Consider the following 16,356-nt stretch of genomic DNA (forward strand, 5'->3'; position numbering starts at 1 on the left):
ATTTGCGAGATAATACGCCATATAACAAAGAGTTTGAACAGCTGAAGTTAAAACACAGCTTACTGTTTCCTATGGCTTTTTTGTTTTTAATGTGGGCGGTTAAAATTTTTGAGTGGGGACTTGGTTTAGACTTTCATTTTCTAGGTGTATTTCCTCTTCATGCAAAGGGATTAATTGGCATTTTAACAAGTCCATTAATTCATAAAGATTTTAGCCATCTAATGGCCAACACGGTTCCTTTTGCCGTTCTTAGTTGGGGGATTTTTTATTTCTATCGCCCACTCTCCTATCGAATATTTATACTTTGCTACCTAACTTCGAATATTTTGGTTTGGATTGCAGCTCGGGAGGCTTACCACATTGGAGCAAGTGGTTTAGTTTATGCCTTTGCTTCTTTTCTATTTTTTAGTGGTCTATTCCGAAACTACTATAAACTTATAGCTATTTCGTTTGTTGTAGCCTTTTTGTATGGCGGTTTATTTTGGGGCATATTCCCTGTTCTTAAGGATGTATCCTGGGAAGGTCATTTATTTGGTGGCTGTTCTGGATTAATTTATGCCCTCGCATTCCGAAAACAAGGCCCTCAAAAACCCAAAGTTATTTGGGAAGATGATGATGAAATTCCTGAAGAAATTTGGAATTCGGAATTACTTGAAGGTAAGGAACAGTTGAGGAAGTGAGTTCAAGTAACAAGGAATTAAGCTCCAAGTTATAAGGCAATATGGCTAAAGGAGAATCTCAATGCCCAAGCTTCAAGTTGAAAGAAAAACATTTAAGTCAAAATAAAAAACCTCACTCTTTCACTCTCCTGCAAGAGAAAAAATCAACTATACTCAATTACATTTTAGAATAAACGCTTACAGGTCTTCGACTCTGTCAGGTTTAAAAAATGGCATTCTAGCAAAAGCCAGAACGCCATTCTTCTAATTCTTTATATTTTCTCGAAACACCTTATTTCTTATAATATTTCATAGCTTCTGGCAAAAATGCTCTTAGATTCTGAACACGGGTATCATCAGCAGGATGGGTTGATAAAAACTCAGGAGGCTTCTGCCCTCCACTCTCTCCCATACGCTTCCAAAAATCAACTGCAACAGCTGGATCGTAACCTGCCATAGCCATAAATATAAGCCCCATTTTATCTGCTTCTGTTTCATGAGATCTTGAAAAAGGCAACATAACTCCAACATTCGAAACGGCTCCAAATGCAGTCATCCAGATTTGTTGCGTTTCTGCCGGCTTTTCATTCACAAGTACACTCAAACCAGTTCCCAAGGCTTGAATTCCCATTTGCTGACTCATTCTTTCATTTCCATGTCGAGCTATTGCGTGAGCTATTTCATGTCCCATAACCACAGCTAAACCTGCTTCTGTTTGGGTATAAGGTAAAATTCCTGTGTAAAATACAACCTTACCACCAGGCATACACCAAGCATTAGGTGTAGCATCTTCAACTAAATTAAATTCCCAGGCAAAGTTTGCAATACGATCGCTCATACCGTGCTCGTTCATAAATTGTTCTACTGCCTTGGCAATTCTTGCTCCACAAGATTTCACCATAGCAGATTGCTCTTTGTTTGCAGATAACTTGCTTTCCGATAGAAAAGTATCGTACTGTGTTAAACTCGTTGCAATCATCTGATTCTCCGGAAAAAGATTCATTTGTTTTCTTCCGGTAATTGGTACCGTAGCACAAGCTGCTGCAAACAATAAAAATCCTGTTATTAGGATGTTACGCATGTTTTTTTTCATGGTATTGGTATTTTGATTTTTAGTTATTTTTCTTTCTTTTTAATTGCTTTGCTTACAGAAATGAGCCTTAAATCCATCAAACTTCTAACACAAAAACTCCTCTAGCTACCCTGAAGGAGAGAATTCAACTGCTTATTCACAATTACCGCAAACTATTTACTGATCATTGTTCACTGATAACTGTGCATTGATCTCTGACAATTGTTTTAGCACGTCATTTGCATTTGTAACTGGTAATTTACAAGTTTTATTTTTACAAAGATAGAAAGTTGTTTGCCCATTTACATAACGATTTTGCAGCAAAGGCAAATTACTTTCCGTATTACTCCCAGAAATCAAGACATTGGGCAAAAATAATTTTTCGATTTGTTCTTTCTGCTTACTAGCATCCTCGCCTACAACCACTATTTCGATTGGCGGATTTGCAAACCAAAAATACAATTGTCCCCAATTAGAGTGATATGCTACAGACTTCTCTAGGCGGCTTTTCACATTCAAGAGCATCTGTTCGGCACGTTTTACATATCTCGTTTTTTCGAGGTAAGTTCCCACCAAAAACAGACTTTTGGCAATGGATGAGTTAGACGATGGAATTACATTGTCAATTAGCTCCATTTTACGTGCAATTAATGCCTCATCTTTGTCAGAGGTGTAAAAGAACATTCCTGATTTATCATCTGTAAAATGAACTAACACATGTTCGATCAATTGGTTGGCTTTGCGCAGCCATTGTTCGTCGAAGGTAGCCTGATAAAGCGCCACAAATGCTTCTATGGTAAATGAGTAATCGTCTAAAAAAGCATTAATTTTTGAGTTGCCGTTTTTGTAATTACGATGTAAATGAGCTTCGCCTTTCCAAAGGTATTTTTGTATGAAATCTGCATTTTTTATCGCTGCAGCGAGATATTTTTCATTTCCCAAAGCTTTGTAAGCATCAACATAGCCTTTAAGCATTAGTGCATTCCAGCTCGTTAGGGCTTTATCATCTAATCCAGGGCGAATTCTATCAGCACGCTTGTTTAATAATGCTGCTCTGCCCTTTTCCAGTTTCTCATCCAATTCCTTTTCTGATATTTTATACTTCTTCGCCAATCTATTCTTATCAGCAGATATCATTAAAATATTTCCTTCTTCCCAATTGGCATGATCTGTAATGCCATAATATTCACAAAACAAATCGGACTCTTCCTTTAGTAGAGCTTCGACTTCGGCTTTTTCCCAAACATAAAATTTACCTTCTACACCTTCGCTATCAGCATCAAGTGAAGAATAAAAACCTCCTTCAGGCAAAGTCATTTCTCGCTCAACAAAGTCTATACTTTGCTCTATCAACTGCTTGTACTCAGGAATTTTTGTTAATTGATAAGCTTCGGCATACAAACTGATTAACTGACCGTTATCGTAAAGCATCTTCTCAAAATGCGGCACTTTCCATATGGCATCGACCGAATAACGGGAAAAACCACCACCTACCTGATCGTAGATTCCGCCCATCGCCATTTTATCGAGCGTAAGCGTTACATGATCTAGTGCCGATTGGTCTTTGGTTTGATGATAATATCGCAGCAAAAACTGCAAAGAATTGGGCAATGGGAATTTTGGCGCTCTGTTATTTCCCCCTTCCCGAGTATCAAAATCCTGTTTCCATTGACGATATGCTTTTTCTAAATCAGCTACAGTAAAATCGGAAGTCTCTGCTTTTAGCGTAATGATTTCGTTTTCACGGATTCCATTCGCAATTTGATCGCCCACTGATTTAACTTTCTCAGATTCGGTAAGCCATGCATTTTGAATTCCTTGCAATACTTTTACCCAATCGTTCGGTCGAAAATAAGTACCACCGAAAAATGGTTTTCCATCGGGCATGGCAAAACAATTTAAAGGCCAACCTCCACTACCAGTCATCATTTGCACGGCATCCATATATATTTGATCAATATCAGGACGTTCCTCACGATCGACCTTTATGCAAACGAAAAATTCATTCATGATTTTGGCTATTTCCTCATTTTCGAAACTTTCATGTTCCATTACGTGACACCAATGGCAAGCAGCATAACCAATGCTTACCAATATTACTTTATTTTCCTTTTTTGCTTTTGCCAAGGCCTCTTCACCCCAAGGATACCAGTTTACGGGATTGTGTGCATGCTGAAGCAAATATGGACTGTTCTCTTTTGCTAAGTTGTTGGTATGTTTGTGATTCATATTTTCCTTATGATTTTGGGCGAAAACAGTGCTATTTATCATCAATACGATGGCTAAAAAGGCTAAGACATTTGCATTTCTTACTGTTTTCATTCCTCTCCTAATTTTTTACTTGATTAGTAACAATTAAAGATAGAAATTATTTTTAATCATTTTAAATAAGGATAGGCGAATTCATCAAACTTATTCTACTTAGATGAAATATAGAAACAGATCCTACTTAATGGTAGAGAATTATTGTGATAACGAATTGTAACAATTCAAATAACAAACTACACAAAACCAATTAAACTTATCTAAATCAAATTTTTATAAGTAATTTTAATCGACTTACTTGGCCTATTGATAATAACCAACTTTATTGTCCACAAAACTTACATGATCATTTTAATTAAGCGTTTATTTCAGAACAATATGAGACCACTAATTTTCATTTTTCTATTAATTACTTCCTTTTCAATACATGCACAACCTGCCATAAGCTTCACTTTTGATGACGGCACGATGCAGGATCGTGGTGATTTCAAATTTGAAGATTGGAACAATATGCTCCTCAACTCACTTGATGACGCAAACATCAAGGCTGTTTTTTTTGTAAAAACCAAAGACAAGTCAGGTGATAAAGGGCAATATCTGATTAACTCGTGGAATGATAAAGGACATAAAATTGCTAATCACTCTTATTCTCACCCAAATTTCAATAGCAATAAAAATAGTGCGGCTAAATTTAAAGAAGAGCTAATAAAAGCCGATTCATTAATCAGCAAATACAGCAACTATACTAAATTGTTCAGATTTCCTTATCTCAAAGAAGGAAAAGGTCAAGAAAAAATCGATAGTATTCGTAATATTATGAAAGAACAAGGCTATCAAAATGGATATGTTACAATTGACGCATCAGATTGGTATATTGATAGTCGATTACGAAAAAGATTAAAAGAAGACCCAAAGGCAGATCTTGAAGGGTTTAAAAACTATTATTTGCAGCACTTGTTTGAACGTGCTTCCTTTTATGAAAATCTTTCATTTGAACTAAGAGGTCAACACATAAACCACACCCTTCTTTTGCATCACAATTTGGCAGCAGCGTTATTTTTGGATGACTTAATTGACATGTTTAAGTCTAAAGGTTGGAAAATAGTATCAGCTAATGATGCCTATACTGATTCGATATATAACGAAACACCATTTTATGCTGGAGAAAGTTTAATTTGGAGCTTAGCCAAAGACTCAGGTAAATTTGAGGAAAAACTTAGATATCCTGCTGAGGACAGTCGATATGAAAAAGATAAAATGGATCTACTCGGATTATAAAACCGAAAAAAAATCCCTGAAATTGAATTCAGGGATTTAGTATTAAATATTCTTATTTTTCTAGCAATACCAAATTGTCAACAAAATCTTCATCACAGCGTGTTCCATAAGGATCAATGGCTATGTATTTTGGAAGTTCATCGACTATCAAGCTAATTTTCATTCGCTTTTTATTGATTTGATGCGATTCTAAATACAAAATACCATTCTCCTCATTTGCTGAACTAGGATGTTTCGAGAAAAGTCCTACTGCAATCGGTTCATTAATTTGAATTTCTTTAAGACTCCCATCTACTTGCGTTTCGAATCGCTTCGATTGAAGATTAAGATTAATCTCATACTTTCCACCTTCTAACTGCTTATAATTTGTGTCTTCTACAGACAAATCGTAAGTAATCACACGTTTAAACCAATCATCAATTAAAACATGTTGCTCAGTTGGAGTCAAATGATAAAGATCATTAATGAACTCGAGCGTATTGGCTTCGAAAACATCCTCATTTCGATGTCGGTCTGTTATGCTGCGCAAAACAGAATTCAATTTCTCTTCACCCAATAAATCACGTAATGCTAACATGATGGTATAGTTTTTTCCATAAGAAATATAGCTCTGTCCATCGACTATATACAAGGGAGGTTCAGGAGTTGAGGCATAAGCTCTACCTCTAAAATATCTGCTATTAGCATTTTGACTCAGCTGCCAAATGGCACTTTTACCATACATTTTTTCCAGGATAACCGCCTCGGTATACTTGGCAAAACCTTCTATGAATACAGAGCCACCCTCCACCATTTTCGGTATTAAAGTATGTCCCCACCACTGGTGAGAAACTTCATGAACAACTCTTTTTGCCACCAAATTGAAATCCTCATCTTCTCTGGTATCAACCAAATACAATCGATCTTCAACCATACTAATGACCCCAGGATGTGCAAAGCCACCAAATGACCAATGTCCTGGAATTTCAGCCATTCGAAGATGATCGAAAGGGTAATCTCCAAAATTCTCAATACAATATTTTAACGCTTCCTTTGTACTTTCCGAAATGTCTTTAAGATTATATTCATGGCCCTCATGATAATACTGCTCTAAGCTGATTCCCATAAACTCTTCCTTTATGGTAGCGTATTTAGCAGAAAAATAAGCCATAACTGGTAGAATTTTATTCTCCGTTTTATAGTGATAATAATTCCTACCATTCTCAGTCCACTGTTTCAACAGCTTTCCTGAGCCAATAGCAATCTCATCAGCTCGAGTTGATATAATTGTTTCATAATCAATTCGGCCAAAATCCACTTCAACCAAATGTAAGTGTTCATCTTCAACACCTTCCTCTTCAATACGAGGTAAGCCCCTTTTCTCTCTTTCGAAATTGTTCGATATTTCAAGACTATTACGATAAGTTAGGATAGGCTCAAAACTTCTATGCATTATATAAGAACCATTGGCTACAATCTCTTGCGATGCTTCATAGCCTTTTAATGTCTTATGAATTTCGTACTTGAACTTGACCTCTTGCTGAGCTTTAACAGGCTCGTTGAATTCAAACAAGTAAGTTCCGAAAAGGGAATCATGCTCAACTAGCTTTGCATTTTCAAGTTGAATAGAATGCATAGGCTCTTTTTCTGTTATAAAAAGCATAGCTATTGGATGATCATGCTTGTTCTTTAGTATATTATTGGCCTTGACGGTATAGCGTTGTTCCTTTGGGTACAAATCAACTTCAGTTTTCATAGAAACATGATAAAAACGATCCATATCATCATACTTCTTAAATTTACGTTCGTAAGCTTCCTTATAATCAAGAACTTCTGCAGACGAGTAATAGTCGTTCAACACATTCATATTGTAGTAAGTGGTACCCCCTGATGCAAACAGAACAATACAAAACAAAGCCAGAATTGTAATTTCCCATTTTCTCCAATTGGAGCGTGCTTGTATGAAATAAAAACGAAAGTTTGTTGCAACACCTCTCTGCCAAAGCTTAAAGGATATCAGTGATAAAATACTAGCCAAAACAAACCAATACAAACTCAAATGGCTGAATAGAGTTGATTCACCAGAATACCCTGTCATATTGTTGTAAGACAATCTTGGCAAGAAACCAAATCGCAACATATCATGCTCTAAACCAACCTTTGGAGCGAGGAAGCTTCCTAAAATAATTAGGCCTGTAACACCCATCCCCAAGTATTTATTCCTGAAAAGACTCTGAATGAAAAGAGCCATCATACTAAAAATGATTAACTGTGTTCCATTGTAATAAAACATAGACAGGTATTGCCCCAACTCAAAATTGTAATAGCCTTTTGAGATTTGAAATCCCAAAGCGACAATAATTCCAGAAGCAATTAATAAAAGAGGAAGCATGATCAATGCAAGAAGTTTTGACGAAAATAAAACCCAATTTGCCACTGGTGTTGCGTCTAAAATTCCATCAAAGTTGAGACTTCGTTCTCGCCAAACCAATTCTCCACTATAAAAAATAATAAGGATAAAACTTAAGATGGACAAAGGATCAGCAAAAAGATCTATGAGTAAATTACTTAGTGGGTACAAACTATCATTGTAAGCTCCCCCCTCATTTATAGTTGAATTAATCTCCATAAAAACAATAACTAACCAGATGCTAATAACACCTATAAAAGGCAAGCTTTTAAAGACACCACTCAGTTCTATTTTCAGCAAAGAAAAGAAGGAAGCACGCTGTGACTTCTGCCCTACAATGGCTTGAATCGGCCTATATTCTTTCGTTTTTTCTGGCTTATCAATCACCACAACTGCCTTCTTCACTTTTTGACTCATCTGCCTAAATGAAAACAAAAAATAAGTTCCAAATAAAACACAAGTTGTAAGTGCAATCCACAATATTCGATTCCACATATACAAACCTGTGAAAGATAAAAACTGAGTATTCTTTTGAAAAGGCGTCCAAAATTGTGTTTGTTCAAAGAATGCGGCAATACCGAATGGATCTGCTAGTGCTGCAAGAGCCATACCTTCAGGTGTAGCTGGAACAGACTGAGCCATAAGTGGAGAGTTCAAAAATAGTGAACTAATCATGTAAAGCATGTAGATGAAAATGGCAGATACATAAGTTGCCAAATTACTCTTACTAAGCGTACTTGTTGCAAAAACTAAGGCTGAACATACTAGAATATTGGGTACTACAATAAGTAACCAGGCCCTTACATAAGTTAACATATGAAATTCAGCCACTCGTTCTGGATCTAAATCCGAAAAAGTTACCGATACAGCATAACCTATTAAGAATGGGGTGAAAGCGAGTAAACTACTCACAAATACACCTAAGTAACGGCTCCAAAAGAACTGCCATTTCTTTATGGATGTACTGTAAATAATATTTTCCATATTGAATCGTCTATCGCGAAGCATGCCACTAATGGCAAAAAACATTACAATAAAAACACTACCTAAGCTGATTAAGCCTGTGAAAAAATTAATCTGATAAGTTGAATTAAAATCAACATTGGCTGGGGCAAACCCCTGACGACCCGCTAGAATACCCATAAAAAAGAAAAGGCCTGCCAGTAGAGGAAAAACGCGCTGTTTTAGCTGATAAAAAGCTTCGAAACGTAATAATTGAGATATCATATCTTAGACAGTTTTTAAAGGTGAGTTTGTTTGAACAGTAGCAAAGTAGAGGTCTTCCAAATTTGGATCTATGCTATTAAAACCTTTCTCAGGGATGGAATCCGAGATTACTCGAATTTGTGTTTCTCCTGATACCAGTTTTGTCGAAATAACTTTAAAGGCTTTGTGATAGGCATCAACATCATCCTTTTTTATCATCTTGCTCCAGATTTTACCTTTTAGGCCTTTAACCAATTCAGAAGGATTCCCCTGCGCAACAATTTCTCCTTCAGCAAGAATTGCCATATTCTTGCACAAATCACGAATATCTTCAACAATATGAGTTGATAGTATCACAATTACATTCTCTCCTATCTCACTAAGTAAGTTCAAAAAACGATTTCGTTCTTCAGGATCTAAACCTGCCGTTGGTTCATCAACAATAATGAGCTGAGGATTGCCAAGTAAAGCCTGTGCAATACCAAAACGTTGACGCATACCACCCGAAAATGTATAAACGGACTTTTTGCGATGCTGATACAAATTGGTTTGTTGCAATAATGCTGTCACTTGATTCTTACGTTCCTTTTTATCGATTATGCCTTTAAGTACAGCCAAATGATTGAGTAGCTTTTCAGCAGATATTTTTGGATATACTCCAAATTCTTGAGGTAAATAACCCAGATTCTTTCTTACCTCTTGAGGCGAATTTATAATATCAACATCGTTAAAATTTATAGCTCCTGAGCTTGGCTCTTGCAGAGAAGCAATTGTTCTCATAAGGGATGATTTTCCAGCTCCATTAGCACCCAGTAAGCCAAACATACCATTACTGATGTTTAATGATACTCCATTCAAGGCTTTAACACCATTTGGATAAATTTTAGATAGGTTCTCAATTCTTAATGTATTCATGAGTTTGTGATTTTAAGTTTGATTTCGAGTAAACTTATCATCAATCAAAATACCTTACTAATATAGATGTCACATGGCTTTCTTTTTGAGCCATACAAGTGCAAAAATCTCATGAATTGGCTTGAGTTAAAAAACAATGGTGTTGGTGTCATTTCCCATAGTGTTTGTCAATTAACTTGTTCGTCAAACATTTCATTCCTATTTTCGATGTATGATAGATTTTATTAAGAAATACAAAGCGTTCGGAATCGGCTTATTAATAATCGTTCCTATAATTTTGATTCTGCACCAAATTAAGTTTATACTTATACCTGATGATGCTCCAATAGAAATCTTTCTGGTTTTTACTTTTTGGTGGTTCATGATCTCGCTCCCTATTCACAAATTAGATTATCTGAAAAAGAATAAGCGTACCATATATAAGATTGGTGGTCTCATGCTACTTTTTTTTGGTGCTATGATCGTTGACTCAAATATGAGAATGCCCGACAACCCAATAACTTTCCTTCTTCTACTGATATTTCTATTGGGAAGTATATACATTCTCACCCCTGTTTTCTTTACGAAATATCTAAAATTAATCCTTGCTATATATGTGAGCGCCATGCTTTACTTCACTTATGTGCGCTTGTTTTCAGGTGATTTGGAAACTTATCGTGAAGTCAGAAAAGGAATGGCTATCAGTTTCTTTTTTATTCCAATTCCATTGTTTATTATTCTTTGGTTGTTTGAACAATGGAAATGGTTAAAAACCTTACAGGCTGATAAGTCCAAAGCAGAATTAGCCTTACTCAAGACACAAATCAACCCCCATTTCTTTTTTAACACTTTGAATAATCTGTATGCCTTAACAGTAAAGAATTCGGATCAGGCTCCAGGTGTTATCTTAAAGCTATCGGAAATGATGCGCTACACAATTTACGAAGGCAAAAAAGAGTTCGTACCTCTTAAAGATGAAATCGAATACTTAAACAATTATATTGATTTACACAGGATCCGTTACCACAAAAGCGTAGACATACAATTTAACTCTACCGTTGATGAAAATATGAAAGTTGCTCCATTAATGTATATTATACTATTAGAAAATGCTTTTAAACACGGGATTGAAAGCATTCGAGAAGGAGCATTTCTTCACATGAACCTAGAAAATATTGATAATACAATCCACTTTAGCCTTTCAAATAATTTTGAAATCAACGAAAGTGAAGAAAAAAAGGGAATTGGATTAGCCAATCTAAAACAAAGACTTGAATTGATCTATCCGAAAAAACATGAACTAAAACTCTCAATAAAAGATAATATCTTTAAAGTAGACTTTAAAATTCAAGTTACATGATTAAATATATAATTGTTGATGATGAACCACTAGCACACGACCTTATTGAGGGTTTTTGTGATATTCTTCCACATTTGCAGTTGGAACATCATTGTTACGATGCCTTGGAAGCAATGCAATTCTTAAACAACAATCAGGTAGATTTGATGTTTCTGGATTTGAACATGCCAAAATTAAGTGGGTTTGATTTTCTTCGTACACTTAGCAATCCTCCAAAAGTGATTGTTACAACTGCTTACAAGGAATTTGCTTTAGATGGTTACGAATTAGATATTGCTGATTATTTACTAAAACCTTTCAGTTTTGAACGTTTACTTAAAGCTGTTAATAAGGCAATTGGAGATAATTCACAAAGTACCACATCAAATAATAGTGCTGAGATCACAAACCCATCACACGCAGCAAACAAACGTTTTTTTGTCAAAGGAGATAAGAAATATCATCAGGTAGATTCGGAAGATATTTTATTTATTGAAGCCTATGGTAATTACACCAAAGTCTATTTTAAAGAGGAGATGATTATCAGTCATGAAAAAATATCTTACTACGAATCCATATTAGACAATCAACATTTTATGAGAGTGCATAAATCCTTTATAGTGGCACTTGACAAAATCAAATTGATAGAGGGAAATCGAATTTCAATTAATGAGCATGAAATTCCGATTGGTCAAACCTATAAGAGTTTGGTAAGTAAACTCTACAATTCCTAGTTTAAATGAAATACCACTCCATCTTAATAAAATAAAAGGACGCCTACAGCGTCCTTTCTTCATAGTATAATTTCTATTCACTTTTGAGTTTATCTATTTTTTGCTTGTACATGTCACGGCCACTAATTTCGTAGGCTATTGTAAGCTCTTTGATTGCATTTTCCACATCATTTTGAGCGATATAATACTCAGACATAGAGTCGTGAGCATTGGCACTTTTAGGGTAATATTTGATCGCCATATTGAAAAAAGCATACGACTTTTTCATTTGTCCAAATTGCATGTACATGTAGCCACCCATATTAAAAAGCTCTTCATCTGCTGGCGGCGTTAGATAACCAAAATGTTGGGTCAATTTTTCTTCACGCTTCTTTACAAGTACTAACAATTCAGCCAATGGGGTTTCAGGATTGCTAAACATTTGGCCCGATTCAAGTTGATACCAATCAAATAGAAAGAGCAAACCATCGCGCATTGATGGTAAAGGAACTGTGCCGTGTAAATCGTTGGGATAGCTTTTCCATGCGAAACTTAATCCATTCTGTTTTTGTGTCTCGATAAAATTCGAAAAATCAATAATAGAACGTGCAAAGAGCGTAAATTCTGTAGTGTCTTGCATCACGTTTTCTAGTGTAATTTCAGCATTTTGCATGTGCAATTGCTCTGCAGATAAGCTTACAAATAAAGATTTACCCTTAAAACTCTCCGACTGCAATTTTGCTTTGGCCTGTTTCAGTAATTTTTGATTATCCCAATCGAGGCTTGGATCTATTGCAATGTAATTCACGAAAAGGTGTGGATGATTTATTAAGGCATTAATGGTGAACAATCCTCCAAAAGAATGGCCAATTAATGTTCTGTAGGACGTAGTAGCGAATTTACTATCAACGTAAGGAATCAATTCTTTTTCGATAAATTGAGTAAAGTTTTCGGCACCACCATTTTCATTATTATAAACGGCGCCACGTCTTGTTTCAACTTTTGATGTGGTTAGATCTCTCGTTCTATTGGTTTGATTTGAAATACCTACCAATATCATATCTGGCAAATAATTCCCCCAATAATTGTTATAAACGGTAGCCAAAGAATTGAATTGGACACTACCATCTAATAAGTAAACCACAGGATATTTTCTACTTCCATCTGCCTTGTAGCTTTCGGGAAGATTAACCCAAATATCGCGTTTTTCATCTAGAATCTTAGAATACAACTTATCGGGTTTGCCGATTTCAACCAAATAGTTTCGTTTCGATTTGCTTTGTGCTTCGGATTGATAAATGCCTGCCCAAGATAGTAGCATAGCAATTATTAGAATCATATATTTTTTCATGTTGATTGTGCTTAGTTGAAGTGATTTTTGTTCTAAAGAGTTTCTTTCTTTTGTGCCCAAATGAGAAGTATAATGCCCAATCGACCGATTAAGAAAACACTCATTCCAAAAGCAGGAACCAAAAGAGATATTTCTAATCCTCCTGCAAAAACCGAAGGATCAACATTGCCACCCGTTCTTTGTAATGAATCAAAAGCACCTATCAAGCCAACAATCTGACCTAAAAAACCAAATACAATTGCAAACAAACTGATTGATGAGATCAAGCGAATAATTTTCTCAACATCGCCCTTTTTCAAGAAAGCTTTGGCGATTAAAATCAATGTTAAAATTAATATAAGCAACAGAGGATACATAAATACAGGGCCTCCTTCGTGTAAACGAGTAAAAAGATGTGACATAAAATGATTTTTAAGTTTAGATCTCCACGAATATATAATTTAGACCCATTGAAATATTTTTTTTGCGATGATTCAAAGGTTTACGTCCTTGTTTAACCGATTAATACCTATTTTTATAATAATGACATTTCAAGGTTGAATCCCGTCTTAATTAAGTCATTCATCTTAATTACATGTTCAGAATGAATAAAAATCCTATTTTGCATTCATGAATTTAATTGAATTATTAAGAAAAATAAAATTTGTACCCTTACACATGCTCTTCTGGGGAGGTGTTTGGTTGTTCTATATCTATTTTTTTGGTTTTAATTCAGCTAACCAGCCTTACGTTATCTGGTTTTCGAACATCTTGGTGCCTGTTACTATCGTCACAACTTATTTTGTTATTTACTTCTTAATTCCAAACTATCTACTTAAGAAAAAACATTGGTACTTTTTGCTATATGGCATATATACCCTAATTGCCTCAGCATATCTTATAACCATATCTATGTTTTTGGGATTCATGTTTAAAACGGAGTTGAATACGGATCTTATGCCTCCTTTAAGTAAAAGCCTACCATTTATTTTAATCGGTGTGTATTTAGTTGTCGCCTTAGTTTCAGCATTTAAACTCTTGCGGCACAATTACGAAAGCATAGAGAGAAACAAATCTTTAGAGAATAAAATACTGGAAGCCCAACTTCAAATTAAAAATCAGGAACTGCAATATCTGAAAAAACAGATTCACCCACATTTTCTTTTCAATACCCTGAATACGATTTACGGCTTTGCTTTGAAACAGTCAAAAAGCACACCCTTGATTATTTTAAAGCTCTCAAACCTCTTAGACTATATCCTCTATCAAATAGAAAAACCAAAGGTTAGTTTGAAGGAAGAAGTTTTACACATTGAAGAATACATTGAATTGGAGAAAATGAGATTTCAAGATAGTTTGAAAGTGAATTTCAAATCTCAGCCCATTCCCGATACCATTCAAGTAACGCCCATGCTACTCATTCCTTTTGTAGAAAATGCCTTTAAACATGGGCAAATTATTGATGGCTTTTTAAGGGTTGATGTCGAGATCTTTTTAAAGAATAACAGCTTGAATTTTTCCATTAAGAATACGATTCGAAGTACCGATGAAAAGAAAAGTATAAAGGGTATAGGACTTGACAATATTCAAAAAAGATTACAATTGTTATATCAAGATCAATACCAATTAGAAATTGAAAATCAGGACCATTGGTTTTCCGTTAACCTGATGGTCAATAATTTAAACGCCTCGATAAATGACTAAACTTATTAATTGTTTGATTGTTGATGACGAACCTGTTGCGCGTGAAATTATAGAAAATCACTTGCGGAAAATTAGTCATATTCGCGTACTGGCATCTTGTAAAAATGCCATTGAAGCTTTTAAAGAAATTAGTGCCCATCAGGTCGATCTGATTTTTTTAGATATCAATATGCCCGAAATATCAGGTTTGCTCTTTGCTAAATCCATCAATAAAAATATTAAAGTCATTTTTACCACTGCCTATCGTGAATATGCCGTCGAAGGATTTGATTTGCAAGCCGTAGATTATTTATTAAAGCCTATCTCTTTTGATCGCCTCTTGCAGGCTGTCAACAAATTCATGGGCGAAAGCACTCCAATACAAACAGATATATCAGCTGAAATTATCGAAGAAAAAAGTGATTTTATTTTTGTTCGCTCAGATCGTAAAATGATAAAACTTAATTTTTCGGACGTGAACTATATTGAGAGCTTTAGTGACTACATTAAAATTCACTTGGATGATAAAACCATTCTAACACGTGAAACGATCAGTAGTATTGAAGCCAAACTTCCTCAAAATGATTTCTTAAGGATTCATCGTTCCTATATTGTTTCTTTTTCCAAGATTGAGTCATTTACAAACGAATGTATTGAGGTAAAAAACAAAACACTACCGATAAGCCGAAGTTATAAAAATGACGTAATAGCCAGACTTAGCATGAAAAATTAATCTCCTTCCCTAATTATATATTGTTCTTGGTTTAAAGACGATCATGCTCAAAGTATAAACTTTTTCGGTTTACTTTTTTTGCAGTTTGTTTAGAGATATTTTTTATTCGAACTTCATGAACAAAACTTGTACGACAAATGTTCTTAGTGTAATTATATGTTTATCTTAGTTACGGAACTAAATAAGATTGTTCATTTTTTTCGTTAAAAATAATCGAATGTTTAAAATCGGCAAAAGTTTAAATATTGTCATAATTAGCTTACTAATCATGAGCAATTCCTTCATCAGTTGTACAATGCAAAAATCGGTTGTTGATAAAACAGTAGTTAAAGAGTTAGATATTGAGCGGTATTTGGGCACTTGGTTCGAAATTGCTCGCTACGATCATAGTTTTGAGCGCGGACTTGTTGGCGTTAAAGCAAATTATTCCATGCGACCTGATGGTAAAATAAAAGTAGTAAACAGCGGGTATAAAGGAAATCTTTCGGGTGAATACTCCGAAGCCATTGGTAAGGCTAAAATTCCTGATCCTTTGAATGCTCCTGGAAAGTTGAAAGTCTCATTCTTTTGGATCTTTTATGGGGATTATTTTGTGTTCGACTTAGAGGAAAATTACAAATGGGTAGTTATTGGGAGTAGTACTGATAAATACTTGTGGATTTTGAGCCGTAAACCTCAAATGGAAAAAGAAGTATACAACGAGTTACTTGATCGATTAAAAAAACGGGGCTATGAGGTTTCTGACCTAATAAAAGTAGAGCAAAAACCTTTGTAAACAATTCAATACTTAACACT

Annotated in this window: 13 protein-coding genes; 7 read left to right on the plus strand and 6 right to left on the minus strand. The window is 35.1% G+C overall.

What is annotated here, in order from left to right; genetic code table 11:
• Window positions 1-2 precede the first annotated feature (2 nt).
• Window positions 3-680, plus strand: a complete 678-nt coding sequence (locus tag L3049_RS20885) for a rhomboid family intramembrane serine protease (protein WP_275111781.1) — start codon at window positions 3-5, stop codon at window positions 678-680.
• A 271-nt stretch (window positions 681-951) separates the two neighbouring features.
• On the opposite strand, the gene L3049_RS20890 is transcribed toward L3049_RS20885, so the two are convergent.
• The gene (locus tag L3049_RS20890; RefSeq protein WP_275111782.1) at window positions 952-1,752 is read right to left on the minus strand and encodes a M48 family metallopeptidase; all 801 of its coding nucleotides are present in this window, start codon (window positions 1,750-1,752) and stop codon (window positions 952-954) included.
• 156 nt (window positions 1,753-1,908) lie between these two features.
• On the minus strand, window positions 1,909-4,053 hold the full coding sequence (locus L3049_RS20895; RefSeq protein WP_275111783.1) for a thioredoxin domain-containing protein: 2,145 nt from the start codon (window positions 4,051-4,053) through the stop codon (window positions 1,909-1,911).
• A 321-nt stretch (window positions 4,054-4,374) separates the two neighbouring features.
• Here L3049_RS20895 and L3049_RS20900 point away from each other — a divergent pair, with 321 nt between their 5' ends.
• Window positions 4,375-5,274 (plus strand): polysaccharide deacetylase family protein, encoded by a 900-nt coding sequence (locus tag L3049_RS20900; protein WP_275111784.1) that lies wholly within the window; start codon window positions 4,375-4,377, stop codon window positions 5,272-5,274.
• A gap of 52 nt (window positions 5,275-5,326) precedes the next feature.
• Here L3049_RS20900 and L3049_RS20905 read toward each other — a convergent pair whose 3' ends face one another.
• Together L3049_RS20905 and L3049_RS20910 are read right to left on the minus strand one after the other, a co-directional pair.
• Window positions 5,327-8,890: an ABC transporter permease/M1 family aminopeptidase gene (locus L3049_RS20905; protein ID WP_275111785.1), complete on the minus strand. Its 3,564-nt coding sequence runs from the start codon at window positions 8,888-8,890 to the stop codon at window positions 5,327-5,329.
• Window positions 8,891-8,893: 3 nt separating this feature from the next.
• The gene (locus L3049_RS20910; RefSeq protein ID WP_275111786.1) at window positions 8,894-9,784 is read right to left on the minus strand and encodes an ABC transporter ATP-binding protein; all 891 of its coding nucleotides are present in this window, start codon (window positions 9,782-9,784) and stop codon (window positions 8,894-8,896) included.
• Between the two features lie 211 nt (window positions 9,785-9,995).
• Between L3049_RS20910 and L3049_RS20915 the strand changes: the two genes are divergently transcribed.
• Window positions 9,996-11,123, plus strand: coding sequence for a sensor histidine kinase (locus L3049_RS20915; RefSeq protein WP_275111787.1), 1,128 nt, complete (start codon window positions 9,996-9,998; stop codon window positions 11,121-11,123).
• The gene (locus L3049_RS20920; RefSeq protein WP_275111788.1) at window positions 11,120-11,836 is read left to right on the plus strand and encodes a LytR/AlgR family response regulator transcription factor; all 717 of its coding nucleotides are present in this window, start codon (window positions 11,120-11,122) and stop codon (window positions 11,834-11,836) included. Before L3049_RS20915 ends, L3049_RS20920 begins: the two co-directional genes overlap by 4 nt.
• Before the next feature lie 73 nt (window positions 11,837-11,909).
• Here L3049_RS20920 and L3049_RS20925 read toward each other — a convergent pair whose 3' ends face one another.
• Window positions 11,910-13,166: an alpha/beta hydrolase-fold protein gene (locus tag L3049_RS20925; RefSeq protein WP_275111789.1), complete on the minus strand. Its 1,257-nt coding sequence runs from the start codon at window positions 13,164-13,166 to the stop codon at window positions 11,910-11,912.
• Window positions 13,167-13,198: 32 nt separating this feature from the next.
• Window positions 13,199-13,567, minus strand: a complete 369-nt coding sequence (locus tag L3049_RS20930; RefSeq protein WP_275111790.1) for a MotA/TolQ/ExbB proton channel family protein — start codon at window positions 13,565-13,567, stop codon at window positions 13,199-13,201.
• 208 nt (window positions 13,568-13,775) lie between these two features.
• Between L3049_RS20930 and L3049_RS20935 the strand changes: the two genes are divergently transcribed.
• The 3 genes from L3049_RS20935 to L3049_RS20945 all read left to right on the plus strand — a co-directional run bounded on the left by L3049_RS20935 (window position 13,776) and on the right by L3049_RS20945 (window position 16,336).
• Window positions 13,776-14,849, plus strand: coding sequence for a sensor histidine kinase (locus L3049_RS20935; RefSeq protein WP_275111791.1), 1,074 nt, complete (start codon window positions 13,776-13,778; stop codon window positions 14,847-14,849).
• Entirely contained in the window at window positions 14,842-15,561 is a 720-nt protein-coding gene (locus tag L3049_RS20940) for a LytR/AlgR family response regulator transcription factor (RefSeq protein ID WP_275111792.1), read from the plus strand. The genes L3049_RS20935 and L3049_RS20940 overlap by 8 nt, the downstream gene beginning before the upstream one ends.
• A 268-nt stretch (window positions 15,562-15,829) precedes the next feature.
• Window positions 15,830-16,336, plus strand: a complete 507-nt coding sequence (locus tag L3049_RS20945) for a lipocalin family protein (RefSeq protein WP_275111793.1) — start codon at window positions 15,830-15,832, stop codon at window positions 16,334-16,336.
• Window positions 16,337-16,356 lie beyond the last annotated feature (20 nt).

Origin of the sequence: Labilibaculum sp. DW002, assembly GCF_029029525.1 — a bacterium.
Taxonomy (GTDB): domain Bacteria; phylum Bacteroidota; class Bacteroidia; order Bacteroidales; family Marinifilaceae; genus Paralabilibaculum; species Paralabilibaculum antarcticum.

Coding starts and splice junctions, on each gene's coding strand:
- L3049_RS20920 (WP_275111788.1), top strand. CDS start 11,120: ATGATTAAATATATAATTGTTGATGATGAACCACTAGCACACGACCTT.
- L3049_RS20945 (WP_275111793.1), top strand. CDS start 15,830: ATGAGCAATTCCTTCATCAGTTGTACAATGCAAAAATCGGTTGTTGAT.
- L3049_RS20895 (WP_275111783.1), bottom strand. CDS start 4,053: ATGAAAACAGTAAGAAATGCAAATGTCTTAGCCTTTTTAGCCATCGTA.
- L3049_RS20930 (WP_275111790.1), bottom strand. CDS start 13,567: ATGTCACATCTTTTTACTCGTTTACACGAAGGAGGCCCTGTATTTATG.
- L3049_RS20900 (WP_275111784.1), top strand. CDS start 4,375: ATGAGACCACTAATTTTCATTTTTCTATTAATTACTTCCTTTTCAATA.
- L3049_RS20915 (WP_275111787.1), top strand. CDS start 9,996: ATGATAGATTTTATTAAGAAATACAAAGCGTTCGGAATCGGCTTATTA.
- L3049_RS20890 (WP_275111782.1), bottom strand. CDS start 1,752: ATGAAAAAAAACATGCGTAACATCCTAATAACAGGATTTTTATTGTTT.
- L3049_RS20925 (WP_275111789.1), bottom strand. CDS start 13,166: ATGAAAAAATATATGATTCTAATAATTGCTATGCTACTATCTTGGGCA.
- L3049_RS20935 (WP_275111791.1), top strand. CDS start 13,776: ATGAATTTAATTGAATTATTAAGAAAAATAAAATTTGTACCCTTACAC.
- L3049_RS20940 (WP_275111792.1), top strand. CDS start 14,842: ATGACTAAACTTATTAATTGTTTGATTGTTGATGACGAACCTGTTGCG.
- L3049_RS20910 (WP_275111786.1), bottom strand. CDS start 9,784: ATGAATACATTAAGAATTGAGAACCTATCTAAAATTTATCCAAATGGT.
- L3049_RS20905 (WP_275111785.1), bottom strand. CDS start 8,890: ATGATATCTCAATTATTACGTTTCGAAGCTTTTTATCAGCTAAAACAG.